The following is a 26,106-nucleotide window of genomic DNA, read 5'->3' on the forward strand; positions in this document are numbered from 1 at the left end:
GGCGAGGGCCACCGTGGTCAATCCGAGCACCAGCAACGTCGTGAGAAAACCAACCTTTCTAGACATCGACACAACCTCCTTGAATGTAGTGGATTTGAATTGGGGTTTTTATATATGCGGCCTTCCTCCAACCGCTACCGCCTTGTTTAGTGGGCTTCTTCGATGGCGCCCGCAAAGTACATGGAAGAAAGCAGACAGAAGATGAATGCCTGCACGAAGCCGGTGAAGAGCCCCAGGAACATGATGGGAAGGGGCGCCAGGTACAGACCGGCCAGGAAGAACAAGATCGCCAGCACCAGCTCCTCCCCGAAGACGTTGCCGAAAAGACGGATGGACAGGCTCAACACACGGGCCGCATGGCCGATGAGCTCGATGGGGAAGATGAGCGGCGTCAGCCACCAGATGGGGCCCATGAAGTGCTTGATGTAATGGGCGCCGTGGAACTTGATGCCGATCACATGGGTATAGACCACCACGATGATGGCGCAGGCTGCCGTGGTGTTGATGTTGGCCGTGGGCGCGAAGAAGCCGGGGATCATGCCCATGTAGTTGCTCACCAAAATGAAAAACCCCAGGGTGGCGATGAGCGGAAAGGCGAACCGGCCTTCTTCCCCGGTGATGCCCACCATGAAATCCTCGATGCCGGTGATCACCATCTCGAAGAAATTCTGTCCTCCGGACGGCACCAGCTCCAGCCGACTCACCGCCAGCTTGGCCAGGACCAGCAGAAGGATGGCCACCACCCACGTATAGGTCACGTGGGGCAGAAGAAGCTTCTGCACGAAGGTGTGGGCTTCTTCCGCGCTGTGAGCCACGGGCAGCCCCAACTTCTCCAACAGCAAACTGAGAAACAGAACCGGGTGTTCCATAGCTTACCTTTCCCCCTTGAGCATCATATTTAAGGCCTGATGCAGCCCCACCACCACGATGCTGACCACCACCGACGACAAGCCCACCAGGAACGCCACCGAGTCGACCCAGCCGTAGTAGATGATGGTAAAGACCACGAAGAGGGTCCCCAGGAAGCGCAAGTAGTATTTCACAAACAACGCGCCCTTGGAGGGGACCTGCCGCGGGTTCCGAAAGGCGCGGTGCAGCTGCCAGCGCATGATCCGGAAGCTGGCTGTCACCGTGGCACCACCCAGAACCACTCCCCAAACATGCTTCTTGGAAAACCACAGGAGCGCCCCGAGGAGGGTGATCAGGAGAAAGATCACATTCACAACCTCGATGCGCCGGACCAGCTTTTCATCGACCGATAGGGTGTGCAAGGGCCCCTATGACTTTCGTTCCTCTTCTCGCTGTTGCTTCCGCATGAAGCGGTAGTAGTTGCGAAAGCCGGCGATGATGCCCATGACCAGAAAGACCAGGGTCAGCCAGGGGAAGGTTCCCAGCGTGGAGTCCAGCCAGAAACCGAGCCCCGCGCCGATGAAGATGGCGAAGGCCACGGAAAAGCCCAGGGTGCTCGCTAACCCCACTTGCCGCAACAGTTTTTTCGTTTCTTCTTTCATCGGCGACTTCGTGTAAAATATCACAGACTACCTAGCACACGCCCCTGGGCAAGTCAACGGCTTTTTCAGAAACCCAGAGCGTTTTTCACCACCTGGAGAGCCTCCCCGGCGGCGGCGATGGTCTCGTCCAGCGCCTCCCGATCGTGGGCCAAACCCACGAAGAAGCATTCGAACTGGGACGGCGCCAGGTAGACGCCGCGGGCAAGCATCTCGCGAAAGTAGATCCCGTAAGCCTCCGTGTTGGACTGGAGGGCGGACTGGAAGTCCCGGACGGGCTCGCCGTTGAAAAAGGCGCATCCCATGGACCCCACCCGGTTCAGGGTGACGGGCACGCCCGCTTCCTCGGCCGCCCGGGCGAGACCCGCTTCCAGGTAGGCGGCCCGTTCTTCCAGGGTTTCGTAGACCCCGGGACGGCTCAGGATATTCAGCATGGCCAGGCCCGCCGCCATGGCCAACGGGTTTCCCGAAAGCGTCCCCGCCTGGTACACGTTCCCGGTGGGGGCGATGTGCTCCATGATCTTCCGGCGCCCTCCGTAGGCTCCCACGGGAAGGCCGCCGCCGATGATCTTTCCCAGGCAGGTGAGATCGGGCAGGACCCCGAATCGCTGCTGAGCCCCGCCGGGCGCCAGCCGAAAGCCGGTGATGACTTCATCGAAGATGAGAAGGGCCCCGTGGGTGTCGCACAGCCGCCGGAGCCCCTCCAGAAAACCGGGGGCGGGGGGAACGGTGCCCATGTTGCCGGCCACCGGCTCCACGATCACGCAGGCGATCTGGTCGCCCATCTTCCGAAAGGCCGTCTCCACGGCGTCCAGGTCGTTGTAGGGAAGCGAGACGGTGTGGGAGACGATTTCATCCGGCACTCCCGGACTTCCGGGGATTCCCAAGGTGAGCAGGCCGGAACCTCCCTTGACCAGCAGGCAGTCGCTGTGGCCGTGGTAGCAGCCGTCGAACTTGATGAGCTTGGGCCGGCCCGTATACCCCCGCGCCAGACGGATGGCGCTCATGGTGGCTTCCGTTCCCGAGTTCACCATGCGTACCATGTCCATGGAGGGCACCATGGAAACCACCTTCTCCGCCATCTCCACTTCCAGCCGGCAAGGGATGCCGTAGGAGGTGCCGCGGGTGGCGGCCTGGCGGACGGCCTCCACCACTTCCGGGTGGGCGTGTCCGGCGATGAGGGGGCCCCAGGACCCCACGTAGTCGATATAGACGTTGCCGTCCTCGTCTTCCAGACGGCAGCCCGCGGCGCTTTTGACGAAGAAAGGCGTAACGCCCACGGAGCGGCCCGAACGAACCGGGCTGTTCACGCCCCCGGGAAGGACCTGTTCGGCCCTACGAAAAAGCTCCTGGGACAGGGTATGCTTCCGTTCCATGGTTTCCTCCAACAGAGCCTATTCCTCTTTGAGTCTTTGAATTTCCTTGTGGTAGGCCTCCATCAGTTCCTCCAGGCGCAGCATGCCCACCACCCCCACCTGGGGATCCTCGATGGGGATCTGGCCGTAGCCCGAGCGCAGGAATTTGATGAGCGCCTCGTAGAGGCTGTCTTCCACGTTCACGCTGACGGGCGGCGAGGCCAATTCCCCGACCACCAACAGTTCCGCCAGGGATTCCTCGAACAGAATGGATCGCAGATCGGGAAGCGAAAGAATGCCCTTGAGGCGGAACGACTCGTCCACCACGGGGAAGAAGGATTCCCGGGTGTGGACCATGAGCCGCTTGAGATCGGCGAAGGTCATGTCCTGCGGCAGGCTGGTGACCGGGGCCTGTCGTTGGTAGATGTCGTTGACCTTGAGGGCCTGGAGCACGTTGATGACCGCGTCGGCCCGGTGGGCCGGGGAATGGAACTTGTTGAGCACCTGCTTTTCGTACAGGGCCCATCCCTGGGAGAGGAGCACGGCGATGACGGAGCTGAACATGAGAGGCGCCACCAGCCCGTAGCCGCCGGTCATCTCGCAGACCATGAGGAGCGCTCCGATGGGGGCCTTGGCCACGCCGGCAAAGAAGGCCCCCATGCCCACCAGGGCGAAGGCCCCGGGGTTGGTCACCAGGTGGGGATAGTACTGGTGGGAAAGCTGGCCCACCATCCCTCCCAGCATGGCCCCGATGAAAAGCGACGGGCCGAACACCCCGCCGCTTCCCCCCGAGGAGATGGTAAAAGAAGTGGCGAAGATCTTCAGGATCGCCAGGGTCAGCATGAGGGTCACCGGCAGTTGGCCCAGCAGCGCCTTCTGGATGGTTCCGTACCCGCCGCTCAGTACCTCCGGGCGCCACAGGCCCACCAGCCCCACCAGGAGGCCTCCCAAGGCGGGAATGAGGGCCTTTTTCAGCGGAAGACGGCGGAAGAAATAGTCCCGCATTCCGTAGAAGATCTTCACATAGGCAAACCCGAAAGGAACGCAGACCAGGCCCAGAGCGGCATAGAAGAGAAGTTCCACGGGCTGCACGAACGAAATGTGCGGGGTCTCGAAGATGGGCTGATGGCCGAAGATGCTGGTGAAGATCGCGTTGGCCACCACGGACGACATGATGCACAGGATGATGCCCTCGGTTTCGAAATCCTCCCGGTAGAGCACCTCGATGGCGGTGAGCGCGCCTCCCAGGGGGGCTCGGAAGATGGCCCCCAGACCCGCGGCGCAGCCCGCAAGAAGCATGAGGCGCCGTTCCCGAACGGTCATGTTGAGCGTTCGGGCCACCCAGGATCCGAAGCCCGCTCCGATCTGGGCGATGGGTCCCTCCCGGCCCGCGCTGCCGCCGGTGGAAAGGGTGATGATGGAGGCCAGGCTCTTGATGTAGGGAACCCGTGTTCGGATGATGCCTTGCTTGTTGTGGAAGGCGTCGATGAGAGCGTCCGTGCCGTGCCCTTCGGCTTCCGGGGCCCACGTGTAGACGATGAAGCCCGAAAGGAGCCCCCCGAGGATGGGCAAGAGAAAGAGAACCCAGCGGCGAAATTCGGCGGTGGGCTCCAGGTGAACCAGGTGTTCGCCCGCCGGCTTGGCCACGGGGTATCCGGCCAGGTATTCCAGGCAGAAGTACTTGCCCCATTCCAGCAAAACGAAGAAGGCGCAGGCGCCCAGCCCGCTCACCACGCCGATGATCAGGCTGTAGACCACCCACCGGAGGGTTTTGTGCCGGTCCAGTACATCCCGAATAATGGAGGCTCGAATCACCAGTCGTCCGCTTTCCCCGCCGATCTCAGCGCTTTCGTTGATAACAGGTCCCTGACGGTTCAGCTCTCCAAAGGAGCGATCTCGTACTGTTCCAGGTGGAAATGGCGCTCGCCCTGCACCTGAAAACAGGCGTGGAGTTTCTCTTCCAGCCGCTCCAGGGCCGCGCGCTCCTCATCCAGCAGCCGTGCCGCCACCTGAGGATGGACAAGGATCAGCACATTGCGTCCGAAGAGCTCCCGCTGATCCCGCTGCAGTTCCCGCAGGATCTCGTAGCACAAGGTTTGGGTGGACTTGAGGTGCCCTTCCCCTTCGCAGTAAAAGCACGGCTCGCACAGAACGCGCCCGATGCTTTCCTTCGTTCTTTTCCGGGTCATCTCGATGAGACCCAGCTCCGACATGCGCAAGATGTTGGTCTTGCTCTTGTCCTTCTTCACCGCCTCCTTGAGGGCATTGAAGACCTTCTCCCGGTTCGCTTCCTTTTCCATGTCGATGAAATCGATGATGATGATGCCCCCGATGTTCCGGAGCCTGAGCTGACAGGCGATTTCCTTGACCGCCTCCAGGTTCGTCTTGAGGATGGTCTCCTCCAGGTTGCGCTTTCCCACGTAGCGGCCCGTGTTCACGTCGATGGCCGTGAGAGCCTCGGTGGCTTCGATGATGATGTAGCCCCCGGACTTGAGCCACACCTTCTTGCTCAGAGCCCGCTGCACCTCCATTTCGATGCCGTAGGCGTCGAAGATGGGTTCCGTGCCGTCGTAGAGTTCCACGGCGCTCTTGAGCGAAGGCAGGAAGGTTTCCGTGAATTGCAGGATCTTTCGGTATTCCGCTTCGTTGTCGATGACGAGGCGATCCACTTCCTTGGTGAAGAGGTCCCGCACGGCGCGCAGGGTGATGTCCAGATCCCGGTAGACCAGGGAAGGGGCGGAGGCGGATTCCGCCCGGCGCTGGATGTTTTGCCAGAGTTTGAGGAGGAACTCCATTTCCGCCTGGATCTTTTCCAGCTCCTCGCCTTCGGCGGCCGTACGAACGATGAAGCCGCAATGGGCCGGCTTGATGGCGAGCACCAGGTCCCTAAGGCGCTTTCGCTCCTTCTCGTCCTCGATTCGACGGGAGACGCCCACGTGGTCCATGAGGGGCATGAGCACCAGGTTCCGCCCGGGCAGGGTCACATGGGTGGTGATGCGGGCGCCCTTGTTCCCCAGCGGTTCCTTGGCCACCTGCACCAGGATTTCCTGTCCCTCCTGCAGCCGGTCCTCGATGGGGACATCCGCGAAGTGCCGACCGTTGGCGGGCCGGTCCGTTTCCCGGACCTCGGCCAAGGCGTCCGGTCCCTCTCCGCCGTTCATGTCCTGCTCTTCCGCCTGGAAGATCTGCTCCATTTCCAGCAGCGGATGATGGACGTCGCTCACGTAAAGAAAGGCCGCCTTTTCCAGGCCGATGTCCACGAAGGCGGCCTGCATGCCCGGAAGGACTCGAACGACCCGGCCCTTGTAGATGTTTCCGGCGATCCCCAGATCGGATGCCCGTTCGATATAGAGTTCGGCCACCTGGCCGTTTTCCACCAGGGCCACCCGGGTTTCGTAGAAGTCGGCGTTGATGATCAGCTCAGCAGCCATGGTCTAGGACTCCAGCGGATCTGCGGACAATTTGCAAACGCGAGCCGTGTCGGAAATGGGCTCGGAATCCGCCATCAGTTGCTCCAAAACCGCTTGCGGCCGGAAATGCCACCCCGGCCGGTCCACCAGTCGCATCAGGACGGCCGACGGGTTCACGCGTTCCAGGCTTTGCACCACCTCGTCCAGGGGCGCCTCCACCTGCCCCCGCTTCGTCTTCTTGACCAGGCGCAGCCGGGGGCGGATACGCCAAATTGCCATGATACAGTCCACTTGGGAGGGGGTCAAATGGGAAACTCGATACGTGATCAGCCGCTCCCGGGGGGGGTGCTTTCCCGGCTGCGCCTCCAAGACATCCAAAACCTGCAGGCCTTCGGGAAGCTCCCTGTTCAGAGCCTCTCGTATGTGATCCGAAGACAGGGCCCTTTCCAGTTGCAGGGTCCCTTCCTCCGCCTGGCTTTCCATGCCCAGCGGCAGGGCTTCCGAAAAGGAGACCTTGGGATGGGGGTGGAATCCCCGGCTGAAAACCACGGGAAGGCGGGATCGCCGGATCGCCCGTTCAAAGAGTCTTCCCACCTCCAGTTGGCCCAGGAATCGGGCGGGACCGCGCTTGGCGTAGCGGAAGCGGTAGGTGCGCAGCGCCTGCGGGCCAGGGGCGCTGGAAGCTCCTTCCGGCGGATTCAGGGCCGGCTCCTCCCGGTGGAGCCGAGGCTCCACCACCTTGTGATCGCACACCCCGCAGCGGCTGCATCGCTCCCAACGGCAATCGCCCGTGGGTTCTTCGGCCCGGGCCTTCTCGTATTCCTTCCAGAGAAAGGCCTTGTCCAGGCCCGCGCTCAAGTGGTCCCAGGGCAGCACGTCGTTTTCTTCGAAGGCCCGCTGGGCCCAGCGGGATGGATCGATACCGGCCCTTCGGAAGGCTTCCTCCCAGACTTCCATACGCAGCCACTCCCCCCAGCCGTCGAAGCGGGCTCCTCGGTGCCAGGCATCTTGGATCACATGGGCCAGGCGCCGGTCTCCCCGGGCGAAGACCGCTTCCAGGAAGCTTTGATCCGGGTCATGCCACTTGAGGCGCACTCCCGGTTTCTTGAGGCGCTCCTTGAGGTAGGCCAGACGCTCCCGGATCTCTTCCCGGGGGATCTGGCCCACCCACTGGAAGGGCGTCATGGGCTTGGGCACGAAGGTGGAAACAGACACATTGACCTTGGCTTTCCGGGCCTTGCCCGCCTTCCAAACCTCCAGGGAAAGATCCGCCAGGGCGTCCAGATCCTCCCGCGTCTCGGTGGGAAGCCCCATCATGAAGTAGAGCTTCATGAGATTCCAGCCCAGGTGGTAGGCATCGCGGGCGGTGGTGATCAGGTCGGCGTCGGAGATGTTCTTGTTGATCACCCGCCGGAGCCTTTCGCTGCCCGCTTCCGGCGCCACGGTGAACCCGGTCTTTCTCACCTTCCGGATCTGCTCCATGAGCTCCTGGGTGAGGGTGCCCACGCGCATGGACGGAAGGGAGACGGCCACCTTCCGGGAGGCCACCGCCTCCATGAGGGCTCTCAGCAGAGGGGCGACCTGGCAGTAGTCTCCCGTGCTCAGGGAAAGCAGGGAGATCTCTTCGAAGCCGGAGGTGTCGATGGCCGTAAGGGCCTTATGAAAGACTTCTTTCGGATCCCTTTCCCGGACCGGGCGGTAGATGTAGCCCGCCTGGCAGAAGCGGCATCCCCGTGTGCATCCCCGGGCGATTTCCAGCCCCAGCCGGTTGTGGACGATATCCACCAGGGGAACCAGGGGGTGGCTGGGAAGGGGGGAGACCCGGTCCAGGTCGGTGACCAACCGTTTTCGCACGTTGGGGTAGTCGGCATAGCGGGGCTCCACGGCCCGGAGGCGCCCCGAGGCGTCGTAGCGGGGTGTGAAGAAGGCCGGCACATAGACCCCCGGTACTTTCCGAGCGGCTTCCAGGAATTCGGAGCGGGGAGCCCCGGCCTCTTTCCAAAGCCGCAACAATTCCACCAGTTCCTTCAGGGCCTCTTCGGCTTCACCCAGGACCACCAGATCCAAAAACGGCGCCAGCGGCTCCGGATTGAAGGCGCACGGGCCCCCGGCGATCACGAAGGGATCCCCGTCCCCCCTCTCGGCGCTTCTGAGCGGGATGCCGCTCAGGTCCAGCATGGTCAGTACGTTGGTGTAACTCAGCTCGTACTGGAGGCTGAAGCCCACCAGGTCGAACCGGTTCAGCGGACGGCGGGATTCCAGGCCGTAGAGGGGCGTCCGGGTTTCCCGGAGCCTCTTCTCGAAGTCGGGCCAGGGGGTGTAGGCCCGGTCGGCCATCACCCCTTCCATGGCGTTCAGAAGGTAATAGAGGATGCGCAGACCCAGGTGGCTCATGCCCACTTCGTAGACATCCGGAAAGGCCAGGGCGATGCGGACCTGGGCGGCGTCGAAACGTTTAAGCCGGGCATGGATTTCCCCGCCCGTGTAGCGGGCCGGCCGCTCGATGTTGTGGAGAAGATCGTCCAGATCGATACTCTTCATGGAATCTCCCGTGGGCCGGGCCTCATGGCCGCGTCGGCCCGTTTTTCGGACCGGATAAAAGCATTTGTATATACGGGAGGCTTGCGAGGAGGGTCAACCCCAAAGGCCTGCCTGGGAAGCCGTTTTCCGGGCACTTTGTCCTTGCAATCGCCCGGGCGGCGTGCTAAGGGATACGTGAAATTTTTATCACTTTCAGGCCCTCGCAAAGGATGTCCCGCGGTCCGTGGACGTCTTTCTATTTGTGAGCGACACGGTGCTAGGAAGCCATTTAAGGGAAGAGAAGGAGGACGGACGATGAAAGTGTTTCTGGGCGGGATTGCCGCAGCGTTTTTGGGGATTATCGGAATCTTCATCTGGTTTAAACCGTTCCTGCACCTGCTGGCGGGTGCTGTGCCGTTGATGCTGCTTCTGGGCGGCGCCATGGCGGCCTATCTGGGTTACGACGAAGTGAAGGATCAGCTTCCTTTCGGCAAGAAGAAAGAGGAAGAGGAAGCGGCTCCCGCCGCGGCTTCCGAGGATGTTTCCAAGTACAAGGAAGAGGCCGAGAAGTACAAGCAGGAAGTGGAAAAGCTCAAGGCAGAGCTGGAGAAGGCCAAGGGCGAAGCGGCCAGCTGATCCCGGCCCCTGTCGCTTCAAGAGACGAAAGAGCCTCCCGATTCCGGGAGGCTTTTTTTGTGTGTGCGGCTCGCGGTTTCAGCCGTGCGAAGCGTGTCCCCGGCTTGAACGGGAAGCAGGGATCCAGGCTTACCTGTGACTTGTGGGGTCCCGCTTGCGCGGGAGTGACGGTTTGTAAACTTCTCGGGCCGGTTTCTGGAAAGTTGGGTAGCGATGGTGCCTTTCCGCGGGGCTGCAAGCCCCGCGGCTACGAAGAGGCCGGAAACCAAGGATCATGGCGCCATGCCCGCCACCCCGCTTGGAGGAAAGGGCGGCACGGCCTACAGGTCCACGGCCTTTTGCCACATGAGCAGGCTGCGGTAGCCGCCGCTCAGGTTCTTGGCCCGGAAGCCGTATTGGCGAAGCGCCCGTGCCGCCACATAGGAGCGCTGGCCCACGTAGCAGTAGACCCAGATCTCGCGATCCCGGGGCAGCTCGTTCATCCTGCGGCGGAGTTCCCCCAGGGGAATGTGGACGGCCCCTTCCACGTGGCCCCGTTTGAATTCCAACGGCTCCCGCACATCCAGGACGCAGACGCCCTCCGGTCGCGCCGCCATCTCGGGGGCGTGGACCACCTCCACATCCCCCCGCAGGACGTTGGCGGCGATCATGCCCGCCAGGTTGACGGGATCCTTGGCCGAGCCGAATTGGGGCGAATAACACAGTTCCGCCTCCTCCAGATCAAAGACGGTGCCCCCTTTCTGGATTGCCATGGAGATGATGTCGATCCTCTTTTCCACGCCCTCCTTGCCCACGGCCTGGGCACCGAGGATCCTGCCGTCCTTCTTGGAGAAGATGAGCTTGATGGTGATGACTTCGGCTCCGGGGTAATAGTTGGCGTGGTGGCCCGGATGTAGATAGATCTTTTCGCATTGCAGGGGGGAATCCCAGAGTCCCAGCCTTTTCAGCACCTTTTCACTGGGGCCTGTGGCGGCCAGCACCTGGTCGAAAACCCCCACCACGGCGGTCCCCTGAACGCCGCGGAACCGCACGTCCCGGCCGCAGATCACATCGGCGGCGATCCGCCCCTGGCGGTTGGCGGGGCCCGCCAGGGGCATGAGTCCCCTGCTTCCCGTCACCACGTTGTAGACCTCCACCGCATCGCCCACGGCCCAGATGTGGGGATCGCTGGTCCGCATGCGCTCATCCACCCGGATTCCGCCCATGGGCCCCAGCTCCAAACCGGCCTCCATAGCCAGCCGTACTTCCGGGCGCACCCCCACGGCCAGGATGACCACATCCGAATCCACCGTGCCGCCCGATTTCAGGTGCACGGTGAGGAGCCCGTCGTCGCTTCGACTCACCCGCGCGACTTCCTCGCCCAGCCGGATGTCCGCGCCTCGCTCCGTGAGGGCTTCGTGGATGGGAACGACCATCTCCGGGTCGGAAAGGGGCATGAGCTGGCGCTGCAGTTCCACCAGGGTCACCTGGAGGTTTCGCCGGAGGAGATTTTCCGCCATTTCCAGCCCGATGTACCCGCCTCCAATGATCACGGCGCGGCCCGCCCGGGCCTCCTCGATCCGCTTTCGGATCTCCCGGCTGTCGGGAATGGTCCGAACGGAAAAGACCCCCGGAAGGTCCAGTCCTTCGATGGGCGGTTTGACGGGGGATGCCCCCGGTGAGAGGACCAAGGCGTCGTAGCGTTCCTCGTAATTTGTTCCGCTCCCATGATCCCGGACCGTCACGGTCTTTTCTTGCCGGTTGACGGCCACCACCTCGGAATGCAGACGCACCTGGATGTTGAAGCGGTCCCGGAACAGCTCCGGCGTGGCCACCAGGAGGCTCTGTTCCCGGCGGATCACGTCGCCCACGTAGTAGGGCAGGCCGCAATTGGCGAACGATACGAAGGGGCCGCGCTCGAACAGGATGATCTCCGCCTGCTCGTCCATCCTTCGGGCACGTGCGGCGCAGGAAGCGCCTCCGGCCACGCCTCCCACGATCAGAATCCGCTTTCCGTTGCTCATGCTTTCCTTCCTCCCGGTGTCATCCATTTGTCTTTGGAGGTGCCTTTCGTCGCGTGTTCGTCTTTCCCCTCCGGTGGCTGGTCCGCTCCACACCATAGTCAAGAGCCTTCCATTGGGCAATGCCGGAGGAGCGGCGAGGGCCTCCGTCGTGACGCAGGAGTCTTGCCAACACCCGTTGCGGAATCCATAATGCGGGGAAATACCGATGGCGGCTTCTTTCACCGGGAAATCCTGGGGGCCGCCAAGTCCCCCATGACCGCGCGCAGGGGATGCGCCGGGTGATGTGCCGCACTAAAGCCGGGTGGTTCGACATTGCTCAAGACACCTTCTCATGAACGGGCCCATGAACGGGTTCTCGGACGATTTTCCACCGCCTGGATGCTGATGGGGATCCTGGTCTTGACGGTGTTTGCCGGGGCGACCCGAGTCCTCGGGCAGGTCCCGGGAACCATCGCCTACGAGGTGGACTTGGAGGGGGCCTTGGAAAAGCGGGATCTTGCCGACATCCGGCCGCTCCTTGGAAGCGTGCAGTTGCAGCCGGAAGGAGCCGTCTCCCAGGCCCAGCTCAGGCGACGGGCCGAAAAGGATCGCCGAACGATCCGATCCTGGCTCCGCTCGCGCGGCTACTACGGCGGCCGCGTAACCTTCCGGCTGGAGACGACCGGAGAGGCCGTTCGTCTCGTCTTTCAAATCGAACCGGGCGCCCTTTACGTCCTGGACGTGCCCCGGTTGGAAGTTCCCCAGCTGGAAGCGGTGCTGACAGCGAAGCTCTTGGAATCCTTGAAGGCCGCGCTGCCAGAAGGGGCACCGGCGGCCTCCCAGGCCATCCTCGATGCGGACAAACGGCTTCTCACCTTCCTGGCCGACAACGGGTATCCCCTTTCCCGCATCCGGGAAAGAAAGGTGGTGGTGGACCACGATGTGCGCCGCGTGCGGGTCACCTACCGGGTGGATCCCGGGCCCCGGGCCCTTTTCGGCCCCTTGCGCATCGAGGGCTTGGAATCGGTTGACGAAGAGGTGGTCCGGGCTCGCATCCCCTGGCGGGAAGGCCGCCTGTTCGACAGGCGCCTTCTCAACGAGGCGCGAAACCGGCTCGTGGCCCTGGACCTCTTTTCCATCGTTCGTTTCTCCACGGCCGAAAAGGTGGATGACCAGGGGCGTCTTCCCGTGGTTCTCACCGTCGTGGAACGAAGGCATCGAACCTTCCGGGGGGGCTTGTCCTATACGACGGACACGGGGCCCGGGGCGAAGGCGTCCTGGCAGCACCGTAACATGCGACGGCGCGGGGAGCGACTGGATCTGGGCGTCACCGCATCCCCTCTCAGCCAGAGCCTGAGCGGGGCTTTTCTCATTCGCGACTACCTGAGGACGAACCAATCCTTGCAGATGGAAGCCGAATTTTCCCGGGAGGACACCGACGCGTATCTCTCCCAGGCGGCGGACGCTCTGGTGACCCTCCAGCGGAACCTGGGCGGCGGTATGCGGGTGGGCGCCGGAGCCGGCTTTCGATTGTCGTCGGTGGAAGAAGACGGAAAGGAAGACTCCTTCGGCCTTCTCTATGCGCCCGTGTTATTTGCTTTGGACAACACGGACGATCCCCTGGATCCGTCCAAAGGGCTAAGGCTTCAGCTGAATTTTTCGCCCTACTGGGATATGCTGGATCTGTCCCTGGCCTTTTCCAAACTGTCCGCCTCTGCGAGTGCCTACAGGGAAGTGCTGGACGACAGGCGCCTCGTCCTGGCTTTCAAGGCCGCCGCGGGTTCCATCTTGGGCGCGGGTCGCGACGCCGTCCCGGCCGACATCCGCTTCTATGTGGGGGGAGGCGGGTCCGTCCGGGGATACGAATACCAGAGCGTGGGCCCCTTGGAAGGAACGGATCCGGTGGGCGGCCGATCCTTCTTTCTTGTGAATGCCGAGGCCCGGTGGAAGATCACCGAGCGCTACGGCATGGTCCTTTTCGTGGACGGAGGTTCCGCCTATGCCGACGCCCTTCCCGGCTCCGGCGAGACCCCCCGCTGGGGAGCGGGCCTGGGGCTGCGCTACTACTCGCCGCTGGGACCCTTCCGGATCGACGTGGCCTTCCCGCTCAATCGCAGGGAAGGCATTGACGATGCCTTCCAGTTCTATGTAAGTCTGGGCCAGGCCTTTTGAGTGACCGGTCATGACGGAGGTTTCCATGCGTAAAGCCTTGATCGTTGCGATCCTGGCGGTTCTCCTGCCGGCCCTTGTCCCGGTTCCCCTGCCGGCTGCGGAAAGACTCCAGTTCGGAGTGGCGGTGCGTTCCGGGTTCACGGCCATCAAAAAGGAGGAAACCTTTCATATCCAGGAGTTGGTGGCCTTTCACACCCTGCCGTGGGACTGGAAATGGAAGGACGGCTGGTATCTCAATACCTTGTGGGAGATCCACTTCGGGCTGTTGAGCGCCGCCGGCGAAGACCGGGTGCTCTTTTCCACGGGCCCGGCCCTGGTGCTTGAGACCCCGTGGAAGCGCGTCTCTTTCGTTTTCGGCTTTCGGCCGGGCTTTCTCGAAGACCACGTCTTCGGAAAAGAAAACGTGGGGGGCGCTTTGCAGTTCACGGAGGAGCTGGGCGTGGACCTGGCGATCCTGGGCGGTTTGAGCGTGGGGTACCGTTTCCAGCATATTTCCAATGCCGGCCTCTATAACCACAATCCCGGCCTGGATTTCCATGTATTGGAGTTGCGCTGGCTCCTGCCCTGACGGTCCGGCGAGGTGGGAGGGGGGAATCCCGCGGGAGCGGGAAGGATGCCTGCCGGGAGAGAACCATTGTTTCATTGGGTTTCTCTAACACCGCCCGCCCCTCAAAACGTTCTCCCGGCCCCGACCGGAAATGTCAGGCGGTGTGCTCACCATGAAGAGACTTTTTAAGCTTGCCGTTCTCTCGGCATGTGCGCTCTTGCTGCTTCTGGCGGCGCTTTGGGGGGGACTCCAGCTTCCGGCGACCAAGCGGTTCGCCGCCAAGGTCTTGTCCCAAGAACTTTCCGGCCCCGGGCAGGTGATGGAACTGGAAGGCCTATCCGGATGGATTCCCTTTTCCCTGGGCGTGGAACGTCTTCGGGTGGGGGATGCCGGCGGGACGTGGCTTGAACTGAACGACGCTCAACTGGACTGGAACCCCTGGGCGCTCCTCGGCGGACGCCTTCAGGTGAGGACGTTGGGAGCGCGCCGTCTTCGCCTCCTGCGCCTTCCAGCTCCAGCCGAACCTTCTCCCTCCCCGAAAGACGCCGAACCCTGGGGGCCTCCGAAAAGGTTCTTCCCCATCACCGTGGAACGCCTCTTTCTGGATCACCTCTTCCTGGACGCTCCTGTGGCGGGGGAACCTTTGATGGCGTCCGTTCAGGGCACCGTGAGCTCCCGCCTGGAGGAGGGGGCACTGGAGGCGGCCTTGAACGTGACCGGCCTGGAAAACGCCGCCGGGACGCGCCTGTCCCTCCTCGCCCTTGTCAAGCCGGGGATCCCTCATCTTTCCATACGTCTCGATCTTTCCGAATCGCCCGCGGGGTGGGTGGGCCGGCGTGCGGGAATTGCAGGTGACGGGGAGGTGTTCGCGCAGGTGGAGGCGGGAGGCGATCTTTCCCGGTGGGAGGGAACGATGGCCTTCCGGGCCGCGGCGCTGGGCAGGGCCCATCTCTCCTTCGGTCTGGATCTTCCCCGCACCGGAGTTCCCCTCGAGATTTCCCTCCAAGGTACCGCGGAACCCTCCCGGACCCTCCTTCCGGAACCCTGGATCCCCCTCCTGGCTCATCCGACGGATCTTTCCGTTCTTGCCAAAAGATGGGAGGACGGCACTCTGGATGTGGCCTCCCTCCACCTCGCCTCGCCCGCACTGGATCTTTCCGTTTCCGGCCGCCTGCGGCCGGATTCCATGCATGTGGAGGAGGTGTCCTACCGGCTGGGGGTTTCCGACCTGGGGGTTCTTTCCTCCCTGGCGGGCCTTCCGATTTCGGGGAAGGCGGCGGCGGACGGGACCCTGAGGGGGAACGCGAAGGATCTGGAGGGCCGGACGGTGCTCACCCTTGAGGATCTTTCGCTTCCCGAATTTTCGGGCCAGGCCGTCCGCCTTCAGGCCTGCTGGGCCGTGGGCCTGGGCGGCAAAGGCCCCTACCCGGCCTCGTCCGTGGAGCTGGAAGGCGAGGCCCACCGGCTGGTTCTAAAGCACGGAGATCCCACGGCCGTTCCCAATCTCCAGCTCGTCGCCCGCGGGCGCCTGGCCCCGGAAGGGGAACTGGTTCTGGAAGTCGGACATGTGCAGATCCAGGAGATGGGCGACATGAAACTTTCCGGGACCGCGGACCTTGGAAAGCGGATCTTGCAAGGGGGCTTCCATCTGGATCTTCCTTCCCTGGCCCGGTTTTCCTCCCTCGCACCCCAGCGTCTGGAGGGGCGCCTGGAGGCGTCCGGCACCGTGGAAGGCTCCTGGAACGGTTTCCACCTCAAGGCCGTGTTGGAAGCAAGCGACCTGGCCTACGGGGACATCCGCTGGAAGCGGGCCCGGGTGGACCTGGACGCAGCGGATCTACCCGGGTCCCCCCGGGGACAAATGACCGTGAAGGCCGACCACGTCCATGGGCCACTCTGGGCGGAAACTCGTTTTGCCGTAATCGACCGCACCGTGGATCTTTCCTACCTGGACGTCCGGTACCGGGACGCGGTTCTTCGAGGACAGGTCAAGGGGGAGCCGGCCGCCCTTTCCTTTACGGGAACCTTGGATCTTTCCGTGCCCCGGCTGGAGCAACTGGGGGATGTTGTGGGTAAGAACCTGCACGGAAGCGTCCAGGCCCGCCTGGATCTGGCCAAGGACGGTGACCGGTCCCGGGCGAAAGGGAATCTGACGGCAACGTCCATTCGCTTCGAAGACGCGTCGCTGGATTCGCTCCGATGCGATCTGGACGTGGCCCGGCTGGGGCCGAATCCCCAGGCAACGGTGCGTTTGGCGGGAAGCGGCCTGCGCCTTCCTTCGCTTTTCTTGGATAAGGTCCAGGCGCAGGTCGAGGGCGACGGGCGGCGGCTGGCCTATTCCGCGGAATGGCAGGGGAAGGCCGCGGCGTCTTTCCGGGCGGACGCCAGGGGCTTTCTGGAACGGGATCCCGACCGCATGGATCTTGTTCTTGAGCGGCTTTCCGGCCGCTTGGCGGACATGCCCTTTTCCCTTGAGCGGAAGGCCGTTCTGAGCCCTCGCCAAAAGGGCTTGGAGCTTTCGGGGTTGGCCCTGAGGTTGGGCGAAGGCTCGGTTCGGGCCGACGGACTGTGGGAACCGGGGGCGTCTCGGGGAACGCTGGCCTTGAAGGATGTGGATCTGGGCCTGGTCCGACTGCTGGGGGGCCCGGCAGTGGAGGGACGGGTCAGCGGACAGGCCCGACTCACCGAAGGGGCTTCCGGTCCTCAGGTGGAGGCGGCCCTGAATGTCGAAGGCATCCGGGCGCCGTCGTGGGATCCCCATTCGGCTCCTGAAGCATCGGTGCGTGCGAATCTTTTTTTGGACGCCCGATCCCTGGGACTCAGGGGGGATCTGGAAGGTTTTGCAAAGGATCCCAGCCGTCTGGAGGCCTCTTTTCCCGTGCGGTTCCGGCTGGCCCCCTTCACCTTCCGGATCCGCGGTGACGAGCCGCTACAGGGCTCCGCCGAACTGGTCTGCGATCTGGAACGGGTGGCGCCCCTCCTGGAACTGGACCAGCAGAGGTTTTCGGGAATGCTCAAGAGTCGCCTGACCCTTTCCGGCTCGTGGCCGGATCCCCAGGTGGACGGAACGATGAATCTGGCTGGAGGCCGATACGAAAACGAGGACCTGGGACTCCTCGTTCAGGATGTGGCGCTTTCCGTGACGGCTTCCCAACGGGAGATCCGCATCGTGGACCTATCGGCCCGGGACGGGCTGGGCGGACGGCTGAAGGGCGCCGGAACCGCCCGGCTGGAGCCTTCCGGGGCGTATCCGTTTTCCTTGAGCTTGACCCTGGAGGAGTTCGCGCCGGTTCACCGCGACGATGTGTTCGGAAAGGTTTCCGGCCGGGTGGTAGCGTCCGGTTCCCTTCAGGACATGGCGGTGCGGGGGGAACTCACCGTTCAGCCCCTTCAGATCATCCTGCCGGAACGGCTTCCTCCGGCCCTGACGGAGATCGAGGTGGAGGAGGTGGGAAAGGGGGTGTCCCCATCGAAGCGGGCCGACGCGGGAGCAGCCGGCGAAAAGCCTTCGCGGATCCGCCTGGATCTTTCCGTGGACTTTCCACGCCGGATCACGGTTCGCGGTTGGGGGCTGGATTCGGAATGGAAGGGGGCGCTGAACCTTTCCGGAACGGCCTCCGATCCCCTGATCACGGGGCGATTCGAGACCGTCCGGGGAACCTTGGACTTCTTGAACAAGCGGTTTCGGGTGACCCGGGGAACCGTCCAGCTCTACGGGTCGGTCCCTCCGGATCCCGTGTTGGACGTGACGGCCGAGGCCCCCTTAAGGGAACTCACCGCCGTTGTGACCATCACAGGCCCTGCCTCCAGGCCCTCCCTCAAGCTTTCCTCCACGCCCGAGCGGCCCCAGGACGAAGTCCTGGCCCAGATCCTCTTCGGTCGTAGCGCCTCCAAGCTCACACCCTTCCAGGCCCTTCGCCTGGCCAACACCATCAAGGCCCTGACGGTGGGCGGGAGCAGCGCACCGGGGGTGATGGACCAGGTCCGAAGAACCCTGGGAGTGGATGCCATCGAGCTCAAAGGAGCCGACGAAGGGCTGGAAAACGCGCGGCTGGGGGTGGGGAAATACATCACGGACACGGTGCGCGTGGAGGTGGAGCAGGGTCTCGGGGAGACTTCCGGGCGCGTGGGCGTGGAGGTGGAGGTGACTCCCAACATCTCCCTGGAAACGGACGTGGGGGGAGACACCGGTGCCGGCGTGGGAGTCCAGTGGCGGATCGATTACTGAAAGCGGTAGCCGGAAGCGGCGGCGCGGCGACCGTGGAAAGGATCTCGCGGCTCAGGTGTCCCGCCCCGAATCGTCCTTGCGGGTCCAGGTCCTGCCGCAGGATGGACAACGTCCGCTTTCGCTGTGCCGTCCCACGGAAAAGGTGTGTCCGCAATGGGTGCAGCGGCGCTTCGCCGCCGTGGGGTTTTTCTTTCGCGGTCTCAGAAGCAGCAAGAGGCTGGAGAGGAATCCTCCCATGAGTACCTCACGATGTTTGGGTTAGCAGGGCGTGCGCCCGTCGCAGTTGGTCCGGAGTTCCCAGAACGATGGTGTGATCGCCGGCTTGCAGTGCCAGCTCCGGGCCGGGGTTGGGAAGCAGGGCTCCATCCCTTCGCACGGCCAGGATCGTGATCCCCATCTTTTTCCGAAGGCCCAGCTCCCCGATGGTCCTTCCCACCACCGGGGCGGAAGGTGAAATCCTGAGGGCCCGGACTTCCACATCGGGAAGGGCTCCCACGATGTCGCACCAGCTGAGGGTGGGGATGCGGTGAGCACTCAGGGCCTTGTAGCCCTCGGCCCGAATATCGTCCACCAACCGTTCGATGTCTTCCTTTGGAATCAGGTATTTACTCAAAATCCGGCTGAAGAGCTCTATGGATGTTTCCAGTTCCTCGGGGACCACTTCGTCGGCGCCCAAACCCACCAGGGAATCCATTTCCGAGATGAAGCGGGTTCGTGCGATGAGGTGGACCGTAGGCGCCGCCGCCTTGACCGCCGCCGTGATCCGACGCACGGTGGGCGGGTCCGCCAGGGACACCACCACCACGCGGGCTCTTGCCACCTGGGCGTGCTCCAGGATGCTCGGCTGGGATGCGTCCCCGAAGAAGATGGTCTCCCCCTTTCTCTTTTCCTGTTGCACGGTGGTGGGGTTCATTTCGATGATGCAGTAGGGAATGTCCCCCATGCGGGCGGCGCGCGCCAGGGTCCGGCCCACGGGTCCGTAGCCCACGATGACCAGATGGTTGGCAAGTCGGGGGGCTTTTTCCTGGGAGTTCCCGGCGACCGTGGCGAACATTCCCTCGCGGATCCTTCGGGGCCAGGGGAGCTTTTCCGCCCTGTCGGCCCAGCCCGGCGCCATGGCGATCAACAGGGGAGCCGCGAGCATGGTGAGGGTGGAAACGGAAAGAAAGAGGGTCGCCTGCTCACCCGCCAGAAGTCCGTTGGAGATGCATACCTTGCAGAGAACGAAGGAAAACTCCCCAATCTGGGCCAGCACCAGGCCGCACATGAGGGCCGCGCGGATCGGGTAGCCCAGCAGGATCACCACCAGGGCGCAGATCATCGCCTTGAGGGCGATGGAGCCGAGAGTCAGGGCCGTCACGGCCGCCAGGTTGTGGGCAATGTAGGACACATCGAGAATCATCCCGATGGAAATGAAAAAGAGGCTCGTAAAAAGATCCTTGAAGGGAAGCATGTTGGCCAGCGTCTGATGGCTGTACTCGGTCTCCGATAGAATGAGCCCGGCCAGGAAGGCTCCCAGCGACAGGGAAAGGCCGGCGGAAGAGGTGATCCAGGCCACGCCGAAGCAGATCAAGACAGAGGTGAGCAGGAAGATCTCCCGGCTCCGGGTGGTCGCCACCCGGTCGAGGATCCGGGGAAGGATCCACCTCTGACCGGCGAAGACCAGCGCCAGGATGCCCAGGGATTTGACCAGAAGGAGGCCTCCCGCCTGGACGGCGTCGGCCTCTCGGCCCGCCAGCAGCGGAATGAAGAGCATCATGGGGACCACGGCCACGTCCTGGAAAAGGAGGATGCCCAAGCTCATCTGGCCGTGGACCCCTTCCAGTTCCATGCGGTCCTGAAGAACCTTCAACACGATGGCGGTGCTGCTGAGGGCCAGAAGAAAGCCCAGGGCCAAGGCCGTTTTTCCGTCGGGGACCAGGCGGGCGGAGATGCCCCAGACCGCCGCAATGGTCAAGGCCACCTGGAGACCGCCTCCCAGGAAGACGATGCGCTTGATTCGAAGGAGCTCGGAAAGGGAGAACTCCAGCCCGATGGAAAAGAGCAGCAGCACCACCCCCAGCTCGGCCAGGAACTCCACGTCCTCCCCGGAGTGGACCAGGCCCAGCCCGTGGGGGCCGGCCAGCGTTCCCGTGAGGATGAAACCCACCACGCTGGGAAGCTTCAACCGGTGGCAGATCAGACTGACCGCCACCGCCAGGGCGAAGACGATCAAAAGATCGTTCAGAACGTGCATCCCGGACTCCCGCGATTCGGATCGGTTCAAGGGTTGGCAAGAGACCCGTTCATGAGATCAATTTCGTCCGCGGGTGTCAAACCCAATCGGAGCCCTTCTAAGGCGCCGGGCGAGTGTGTTATGAGAAGAGTCATCGCAACGGACCTTCCTGGACGGGCACCCATCTTTTCCCACCAAAGGAGCGCACGATGACGGACTGCACCCTTGTGATTGCCGGAAGCGCCGGTGAAGGCATCCAGACCATCGGGAACGTACTGGCCGATGCCTTGTCCGCCCACGGCTATGCCGTCTTCACCTGGCAGGAATACGAATCCCGCGTCCGCGGCGGGCAGAACACCTACACCATCCGGGTTCGGGAGGACCCGTGCAACGCGCCCACCTGGGAAGCGGACATCCTCCTGTGCCTCAACAAGGGCGCCTACGAAAAGTCCTCCGGGAGGCTGAAGGACGGCGGCATCCTGCTGGCGGAGGAGCCCTACGGGGACGGAACCCTCGTGGTTCCGTTCAAGGCCATGGCCAAGGAAAAACTGGGGCGCGTCATCTACGCCAACACCATCGCCGTGGGCGCCCTGGCGGGGGTTCTCGGGATGGAGCGGGACGCTTTGGAAGATGTGCTGGGCCGGGAGTTCGCCGCCAAGGGCCCGGAAGTGCTGAAGGCCAACCTGGAGGCGGCCCGGCTGGGCTACGACGCGGCCGATGCCGCCTGCCGGGACGTGTGCCCGTGGTCCTTTCCCAAGAGGGCGGGTTCCTACTACCTGGTGGCGGGAAATGAAGCCCTTCCCATGGGCGCGGTGCGGGCCGGCTGCCGGTTCATCGCCGCCTATCCCATGACCCCTTCCACCGGAGTGATCACCTTTCTGGCCAAGCGGTCGGAAGAGCTGGGCATCTTTTGCGAGCAGGCGGAAGACGAAATCGCCGCCGTCAACATGGCGCTGGGGGCGAGCTTCGCTGGCGCGCGGGCCATGACCACCACCTCCGGCGGAGGATTCGCGCTCATGGTGGAAGGCATCAGCCTGTCGGGCATGACGGAGGTGCCGGTGGTGATCGTGCTGGCCCAGAGGCCCGGGCCGGCCACGGGCCTTCCCACCCGGACCGCCCAGGGGGATCTGCTCTTCGCCGTCCACGCCGGCCACGGGGAATTTCCCAAGGCGGTGCTGGCTCCGGCGGATCCCAAGGACGCCTTCCACAAGATGGTTCGAGCCTTCAACCTGGCCGACCGGTTCCAGATCCCGGTGATCGTGATGAGCGATCAGTTCCTGGCCGATTCCCGGTTCAGCATCGAGGATTTTGAGATCGACCGGAGCGGGCCGGAATCCTTCCTGGCCGATCCGGCGGACTTCGAGATCTACAAGCGATACGCCGTCACGGAAGACGGCGTATCGCCGCGCCTCGTCCCCGGAGAGAGCCGCCACCTGGTGGCCGCCGACAGCGACGAGCACGACGAATGGGGCCACATCACGGAGGACCTGGCCGAAACGGTTCCCGCCATGGTGGAAAAAAGGCTTCGAAAGGCGGAACATCTGCGCCGGGCCATGGAGCCCCCGGAAGCCTACCGGGTGGATGACGCCCGGGAGATCTTCTGTTCCTGGGGATCGTCCCGGGGTGCGGTGCGGGAGGCCGTGGACCTGCTCCGGGAAGAAGGCGCGCCGGTGGGCATGCTCCACTGGACCGAACTCTGGCCTCTCGCCGCCGTGACCTTCCCGGAGGGAGCCCGGCTCTGGACGGTGGAAAACAACGCCACGGCCCAGCTGGCTTCCCTCCTTCGCATGGGCCTGGGAGTCACCATCGACCGATGGATCCTTCGAAGCGACGGGCTGCCCCTCACCGCCCGATTCATCAGGAGGGCCTACCATGAACGTGCCTGATCCCTTCAAGAACGACGTGGAAATCCAGTGGTGTCCGGGTTGTCCCAACTTCGGGATCCTGACGGCCCTGAAAGGGGCTTTCCGGGACCTTCGGTTGGAACCCCACCAGGTGTGTCTGGTTTCCGGTATCGGCCAGGCGGCCAAGCTCCCCCACTACCTGCGATGCAACTTTTTCAACGGCCTTCACGGCCGCGCCCTTCCCGTGGCCCTGGGAATCCATGCGGCCAACCCCGCCCTCACCACGGTGGTGACCACCGGAGAAGGCGACTGCTACGGCGAGGGAGGAAACCACCTGCTGCACGCCTTGCGCCGCAACCCCGACATCACCGTGGTGGTGCACAACAACGAGATCTACGCCCTCACCAAGGGCCAGGGATCCCCCACGACGCCGGTGGGGGAAGTCCGGAGCCTCCAGGTGCACGGGGTGGAGGCGGCGCCGCTCAACATGCCGGCCGTGGCCGTGCTCCACGACGCTGCCTTCGTGGCCAGGGGATTTGCGGGGGATCCCGATCACCTGAAGGATCTGCTGGCGGAAGCGGTGCGCTGCCCCGGCCTTTCCCTGGTGGAGGTGATCCAGCCGTGCATCACGTGGGTCCGCCGGCCGGTGAGCTGGTACAAGGAGCGGTTGTGGCCCGTGCCTCCCGGATACGATCCCGGGGACAAGGACGCTGCCCTGCGCGTGCTCGCCGGCGATGACGGGCGGTTCGTCACGGGCATCCTCTACCGCGGGCCCAAACGGCCCCTGTTCGGCGAGCGATTTCGCCGCGAAACGGGAGACGAGCCTTTGGTCCGCCGGGGATTTCCGCCGAAGAGCTCGATTTCGGCTCTGCTCGACAATTTCCGCATGGGCGAGTAAAAAAGGGCGATGTGCTGGATTGTGGTGGTTTCTTTCAACCCCGGAAAGAGGAGGAAGACGCATGAAGCGGATCTTGTGTGTGCTGATGGCGGTGGGCATGGTGACGGCGCTGGGCTGCGCCAAGAAGGGTCCGGAAGAGGCGGCCAAGAACTTCCTGGAGAAGCAGATCGTGGCCAAGCACAAGGGCATCACCATGGACGCCTCCAAGTTGTCCTACAAGGTGGTGGAACAGGGCGAAGACACGGCGGTGGTGGCGGTGACGGGAACCATCGAGGTGGACGCCCAAATCCCTCTGGTCAAGAAGGGCGGTTCCTGGGTCGTGGGCCAGAAGGAGGCGGCACAGGAAAAGGCGGGCGCGGCCCCGGCCCACATGAAGGCGTCCGAAGCCAAGGCTCCGGCGAAGCATGAACCCGCCAAAGCCGAACACGCTCCCAAGAAGGAAGTGCCCAAGGCCGAAAGCGGCCATCACGGCGAGCATTCCTAAAACCTGTCCGACAAAGACTCTCCGACTCACAAGGCCGGTGAATTTCCGTTTTCTTCGTAGCCGCCGGGCTTCAGCCCCGCGGGAAGCCGGCGCTCTTTTCGCGCAATGGCCGGTGAGGTGGGAGCTGCCGGGCAGGACCGCCTCGCGAACCTTCCTGCACGGCACGATCCTTTCTCAACGCACGGCGCGCCGTGGGGGCGAAGCACGATTCGCCCCGCCGAAGCGTATCCAACTCTTGCGTAGGGGCGGGGTTTATCCCCGCCCGCTGATCGCGCGATGTTGGAAAATTGAATCCGCCCGGGTTTCCCGAAATCCACTCGTGGGGGAGGCCCTTGCGCCCGCCCGAACACGGGCCGACATGGGATGAGAGACTGACCGCCATGTCGCTTAAAGAAAAAATCTCCCAGCTGCTTGAAACGGAAATGACCCGGACGCCCTCGGGCATCCTTGCCGTCTATCTCTTTGGGTCATGCGCCGCCGGAACGCAGACCAAGGATTCCGACGTGGATCTGGGATTCCTTTTCCGGGAACGGCACTACCGCGCCGATCCCCTGGAAGCCTTCGAGGATGCCTGTTTCATCGCAGCGAAGATCGGCGATCGTCTGGGTCGAAGAACCGACGTGGTGGTGCTGAACGGCGCATCCCTTGAACTTTCCTTCGAAATCGTCACCACGGGCACATGCCTCTACCAGACGGACGAGGACGAAAGGCTTCTCTATGAGGCCAAGATCATGGGCCTGTGGTTTGATTTCAAGCCGTTCCTCGATCAGCTCCGCCAAGCGGCCCTGGTCCGTACCGAGTCCTGAAGGACGAGAAAGCGGTATTCATGAATTCGCTTGAACGGAAAATCAAGGAAGTCCAAGAGCGGCTCGAACGTTTGAGGGATGTGGCTGGGAAAGTGCGTTCTCTCGAAGACTTCAGGGCGTCTCGGGACTATCGCGATATCGTCGAGAGGAACTTGCAGGTGGCCATCGAGGGATGCCTGGACATTGGGAAAATCATTATTTCCAGAAAAAAACTCAGGGCCCCCGAAGACAACAAGGGCGTCTTCATTGTGCTGGCGGAGGCCGGAATCCTCAGCAAAGGGGAACTCAAAACCTGGACGGCCATGGCGGGTATGCGCAACATTCTGGTTCACGGATATGACAAGATTGACGACGAACAGCTCTACGGTGTCCTTCGAAGAAGGTTGGATGATTTTGAATCCTTCCTAAAGGAAATCCGCGTACGCTACCTGGCGAAACAGCCCGACTCCTGACCGGACATGGCGTTCGAGTCAGGATGAGCGGGTGGATGTATTGTGAAAGAGAACCGTGAATGAACGCATATGGACGCAAATGAAGATGACTGGTGTGTGGGAGCGGCGCTCACTGCGGCGGTAGGACCTCCACGGCGATTTGGGGAAGGAGCTCTTCCACGGTCTGGCGGTGGCAGAGTTCGGTGCCGGGGGTCATGGCGGTGGCCGTGCCGGCGGCGCAGGCCAGACGAACGCACTCTTCCAGGCTCTGCCGTCTGGAATGGGCCAGGATGAAGCCGGCCACCGCGGAATCGCCCGCCCCCACCGTGGAATCCACCTGCACCGCGGGGCCTACGGCCTGAATGGCAGGTCCCTCCGCACCGGAAAGGATCAGGCCGTCCTTTCCGCGGGAAACCAGCACCAAGGGCACGCCCCGGCGGTGGATCTCCCGGCACGCGGCCAGGATCTCCTCTTGGGAGGAGACGTCCCGGCCCACCAGGCGGCTCAGTTCGTGCCGGTTTGGCTTGATGCAGTGGGGCCGGTAGTTCAGGGCCTCCCGAAGCGCCTCCCCGTCGGCGTCCAGCATGACGAACGCCCCCTTCTTCCGGGCCGCCAGCACCAGCTGGCCGTACACGTTGGGAGAAACCCCGCGGGGCAGGCTGCCGCTCAGGACCATGTACTCCATGTCCGGCAGCCGGAGGATCTGGTGGTAGAGCTCCCCGATCTCCGCCGCCCGCACCTCGGGGCCACCGGCGCTCAAGACGAACTGTCGCCCTGTTTCCGCTTCCTTCACGATGATGTTGGTGCGGGTTTCCCCGCCGATGCGCACGAAGTCGGTGAGCACGCCCGCATTGATGAGCAGCCCCTCCAGGTGGGACCCGTCGTAGCCGCCCACGAAGCCCAGGGCCACGCTGTGGCCTTCCAGCTCCCGGATGACCCGGGAGACGTCGATCCCCTTGCCGCCCGCGTAGTAGGTCTCCTTTCGGATCCGCACGGTGTCGTCTTCCACGAGCCGGTCCACCACCAGCGTTCGGTCCAGGGCGGGGTTGAGCGTCACGGTGTAGATCATG

20 protein-coding genes are annotated in these 26,106 nt (G+C 63.4%); 9 read left to right on the forward strand and 11 right to left on the reverse strand.

Going from position 1 to position 26,106, the window contains the following annotated elements; genetic code table 11:
* Positions 1-146: 146 nt before the first annotated feature.
* The 7 genes from atpB to BUB04_RS11700 form a co-directional block, all read right to left on the reverse strand.
* On the reverse strand, positions 147-869 hold the full coding sequence (atpB, locus tag BUB04_RS11670; RefSeq protein ID WP_073039687.1) for a F0F1 ATP synthase subunit A: 723 nt from the start codon (positions 867-869) through the stop codon (positions 147-149).
* 3 nt (positions 870-872) lie between these two features.
* Complete coding sequence (locus tag BUB04_RS11675) at positions 873-1,271, reverse strand: ATP synthase subunit I (RefSeq protein WP_073039689.1); 399 nt, start codon at positions 1,269-1,271, stop codon at positions 873-875.
* Positions 1,272-1,277: 6 nt separating this feature from the next.
* Positions 1,278-1,511 carry an AtpZ/AtpI family protein gene (locus BUB04_RS11680; RefSeq protein WP_073039691.1) on the reverse strand — a complete coding sequence of 78 codons (234 nt, stop codon included), beginning with the start codon at positions 1,509-1,511 and terminating at the stop codon, positions 1,278-1,280.
* Positions 1,512-1,576: 65 nt separating this feature from the next.
* Entirely contained in the window at positions 1,577-2,884 is a 1,308-nt protein-coding gene (gene hemL / locus BUB04_RS11685; protein WP_143156458.1) for a glutamate-1-semialdehyde 2,1-aminomutase, read from the reverse strand.
* Between the two features lie 18 nt (positions 2,885-2,902).
* Positions 2,903-4,678: a chloride channel protein gene (locus tag BUB04_RS11690; protein WP_245795180.1), complete on the reverse strand. Its 1,776-nt coding sequence runs from the start codon at positions 4,676-4,678 to the stop codon at positions 2,903-2,905.
* 59 nt (positions 4,679-4,737) lie between these two features.
* A complete protein-coding gene (locus BUB04_RS11695) occupies positions 4,738-6,294 on the reverse strand; it encodes an Rne/Rng family ribonuclease (RefSeq protein WP_073039697.1) in 1,557 nt (518 codons plus the stop codon).
* Between the two features lie 3 nt (positions 6,295-6,297).
* Positions 6,298-8,814, reverse strand: coding sequence for a TIGR03960 family B12-binding radical SAM protein (locus BUB04_RS11700; RefSeq protein WP_073039699.1), 2,517 nt, complete (start codon positions 8,812-8,814; stop codon positions 6,298-6,300).
* Positions 8,815-9,108: 294 nt separating this feature from the next.
* Between BUB04_RS11700 and BUB04_RS11705 the strand changes: the two genes are divergently transcribed.
* The gene (locus BUB04_RS11705) at positions 9,109-9,429 is read left to right on the forward strand and encodes a hypothetical protein (protein WP_073039701.1); all 321 of its coding nucleotides are present in this window, start codon (positions 9,109-9,111) and stop codon (positions 9,427-9,429) included.
* 320 nt (positions 9,430-9,749) lie between these two features.
* Here the strand turns inward: BUB04_RS11705 and BUB04_RS11710 are convergent, their stop codons facing one another.
* Positions 9,750-11,432, reverse strand: a complete 1,683-nt coding sequence (locus tag BUB04_RS11710) for an FAD-dependent oxidoreductase (RefSeq protein ID WP_073039703.1) — start codon at positions 11,430-11,432, stop codon at positions 9,750-9,752.
* A gap of 312 nt (positions 11,433-11,744) precedes the next feature.
* Between BUB04_RS11710 and BUB04_RS11715 the strand changes: the two genes are divergently transcribed.
* From BUB04_RS11715 to BUB04_RS11725, 3 genes are all read left to right on the forward strand, one after another.
* Positions 11,745-13,583, forward strand: coding sequence for an autotransporter assembly complex protein TamA (locus tag BUB04_RS11715; protein WP_084076440.1), 1,839 nt, complete (start codon positions 11,745-11,747; stop codon positions 13,581-13,583).
* 25 nt (positions 13,584-13,608) lie between these two features.
* Positions 13,609-14,151, forward strand: coding sequence for an acyloxyacyl hydrolase (locus BUB04_RS11720; RefSeq protein WP_073039707.1), 543 nt, complete (start codon positions 13,609-13,611; stop codon positions 14,149-14,151).
* A gap of 151 nt (positions 14,152-14,302) precedes the next feature.
* Positions 14,303-18,358, forward strand: a complete 4,056-nt coding sequence (locus tag BUB04_RS11725) for a translocation/assembly module TamB domain-containing protein (RefSeq protein ID WP_178371977.1) — start codon at positions 14,303-14,305, stop codon at positions 18,356-18,358.
* A 51-nt stretch (positions 18,359-18,409) separates the two neighbouring features.
* Here the strand turns inward: BUB04_RS11725 and BUB04_RS19050 are convergent, their stop codons facing one another.
* Positions 18,410-18,595 (reverse strand): hydrogenase maturation nickel metallochaperone HypA, encoded by a 186-nt coding sequence (locus BUB04_RS19050; protein ID WP_143156461.1) that lies wholly within the window; start codon positions 18,593-18,595, stop codon positions 18,410-18,412.
* A gap of 7 nt (positions 18,596-18,602) precedes the next feature.
* On the reverse strand, positions 18,603-20,594 hold the full coding sequence (locus tag BUB04_RS11730) for a monovalent cation:proton antiporter family protein (RefSeq protein WP_073039711.1): 1,992 nt from the start codon (positions 20,592-20,594) through the stop codon (positions 18,603-18,605).
* Positions 20,595-20,782: 188 nt separating this feature from the next.
* On the opposite strand from BUB04_RS11730, the gene BUB04_RS11735 reads away from it, so the two are divergent.
* The 5 genes from BUB04_RS11735 (at position 20,783) to hepT (ending at position 25,057) form a co-directional block, all read left to right on the forward strand.
* The gene (locus BUB04_RS11735; RefSeq protein WP_073039713.1) at positions 20,783-22,459 is read left to right on the forward strand and encodes a 2-oxoacid:acceptor oxidoreductase subunit alpha; all 1,677 of its coding nucleotides are present in this window, start codon (positions 20,783-20,785) and stop codon (positions 22,457-22,459) included.
* On the forward strand, positions 22,446-23,315 hold the full coding sequence (locus BUB04_RS11740) for a thiamine pyrophosphate-dependent enzyme (RefSeq protein WP_073039715.1): 870 nt from the start codon (positions 22,446-22,448) through the stop codon (positions 23,313-23,315). Before BUB04_RS11735 ends, BUB04_RS11740 begins: the two co-directional genes overlap by 14 nt.
* A gap of 61 nt (positions 23,316-23,376) precedes the next feature.
* Positions 23,377-23,799 (forward strand): hypothetical protein, encoded by a 423-nt coding sequence (locus BUB04_RS11745; protein WP_073039717.1) that lies wholly within the window; start codon positions 23,377-23,379, stop codon positions 23,797-23,799.
* A gap of 380 nt (positions 23,800-24,179) precedes the next feature.
* Positions 24,180-24,605 carry a type VII toxin-antitoxin system MntA family adenylyltransferase antitoxin gene (mntA, locus tag BUB04_RS11750; protein WP_073039718.1) on the forward strand — a complete coding sequence of 142 codons (426 nt, stop codon included), beginning with the start codon at positions 24,180-24,182 and terminating at the stop codon, positions 24,603-24,605.
* A gap of 20 nt (positions 24,606-24,625) precedes the next feature.
* Positions 24,626-25,057 carry a type VII toxin-antitoxin system HepT family RNase toxin gene (gene hepT / locus BUB04_RS11755; protein ID WP_073039720.1) on the forward strand — a complete coding sequence of 144 codons (432 nt, stop codon included), beginning with the start codon at positions 24,626-24,628 and terminating at the stop codon, positions 25,055-25,057.
* A gap of 109 nt (positions 25,058-25,166) precedes the next feature.
* Here the strand turns inward: hepT and pfkB are convergent, their stop codons facing one another.
* The gene (gene pfkB / locus BUB04_RS11760; RefSeq protein ID WP_073039722.1) at positions 25,167-26,105 is read right to left on the reverse strand and encodes a 1-phosphofructokinase; all 939 of its coding nucleotides are present in this window, start codon (positions 26,103-26,105) and stop codon (positions 25,167-25,169) included.
* Between the last annotated feature and the right edge of the window lies 1 nt (position 26,106).

Origin of the sequence: Desulfacinum infernum DSM 9756 (assembly GCF_900129305.1) — a bacterium.
Lineage (GTDB): Bacteria > Desulfobacterota > Syntrophobacteria > Syntrophobacterales > DSM-9756 > Desulfacinum > Desulfacinum infernum.

Excerpts from the sequence above, each read along its gene's own strand:
- atpB (WP_073039687.1), bottom strand. The coding sequence starts at position 869 with ATGGAACACCCGGTTCTGTTTCTCAGTTTGCTGTTGGAGAAGTTGGGG.
- BUB04_RS11680 (WP_073039691.1), bottom strand. The coding sequence starts at position 1,511 with ATGAAAGAAGAAACGAAAAAACTGTTGCGGCAAGTGGGGTTAGCGAGC.
- hemL (WP_143156458.1), bottom strand. The coding sequence starts at position 2,884 with ATGGAACGGAAGCATACCCTGTCCCAGGAGCTTTTTCGTAGGGCCGAA.
- BUB04_RS11695 (WP_073039697.1), bottom strand. The coding sequence starts at position 6,294 with ATGGCTGCTGAGCTGATCATCAACGCCGACTTCTACGAAACCCGGGTG.
- BUB04_RS11700 (WP_073039699.1), bottom strand. The coding sequence starts at position 8,814 with ATGAAGAGTATCGATCTGGACGATCTTCTCCACAACATCGAGCGGCCG.
- BUB04_RS11705 (WP_073039701.1), top strand. The coding sequence starts at position 9,109 with ATGAAAGTGTTTCTGGGCGGGATTGCCGCAGCGTTTTTGGGGATTATC.
- BUB04_RS11710 (WP_073039703.1), bottom strand. The coding sequence starts at position 11,432 with ATGAGCAACGGAAAGCGGATTCTGATCGTGGGAGGCGTGGCCGGAGGC.
- BUB04_RS11720 (WP_073039707.1), top strand. The coding sequence starts at position 13,609 with ATGCGTAAAGCCTTGATCGTTGCGATCCTGGCGGTTCTCCTGCCGGCC.
- BUB04_RS11725 (WP_178371977.1), top strand. The coding sequence starts at position 14,303 with ATGAAGAGACTTTTTAAGCTTGCCGTTCTCTCGGCATGTGCGCTCTTG.
- BUB04_RS19050 (WP_143156461.1), bottom strand. The coding sequence starts at position 18,595 with ATGGGAGGATTCCTCTCCAGCCTCTTGCTGCTTCTGAGACCGCGAAAG.
- BUB04_RS11730 (WP_073039711.1), bottom strand. The coding sequence starts at position 20,594 with ATGCACGTTCTGAACGATCTTTTGATCGTCTTCGCCCTGGCGGTGGCG.
- BUB04_RS11735 (WP_073039713.1), top strand. The coding sequence starts at position 20,783 with ATGACGGACTGCACCCTTGTGATTGCCGGAAGCGCCGGTGAAGGCATC.
- BUB04_RS11740 (WP_073039715.1), top strand. The coding sequence starts at position 22,446 with ATGAACGTGCCTGATCCCTTCAAGAACGACGTGGAAATCCAGTGGTGT.
- BUB04_RS11745 (WP_073039717.1), top strand. The coding sequence starts at position 23,377 with ATGAAGCGGATCTTGTGTGTGCTGATGGCGGTGGGCATGGTGACGGCG.
- mntA (WP_073039718.1), top strand. The coding sequence starts at position 24,180 with ATGTCGCTTAAAGAAAAAATCTCCCAGCTGCTTGAAACGGAAATGACC.
- hepT (WP_073039720.1), top strand. The coding sequence starts at position 24,626 with ATGAATTCGCTTGAACGGAAAATCAAGGAAGTCCAAGAGCGGCTCGAA.
- pfkB (WP_073039722.1), bottom strand. The coding sequence starts at position 26,105 with ATGATCTACACCGTGACGCTCAACCCCGCCCTGGACCGAACGCTGGTG.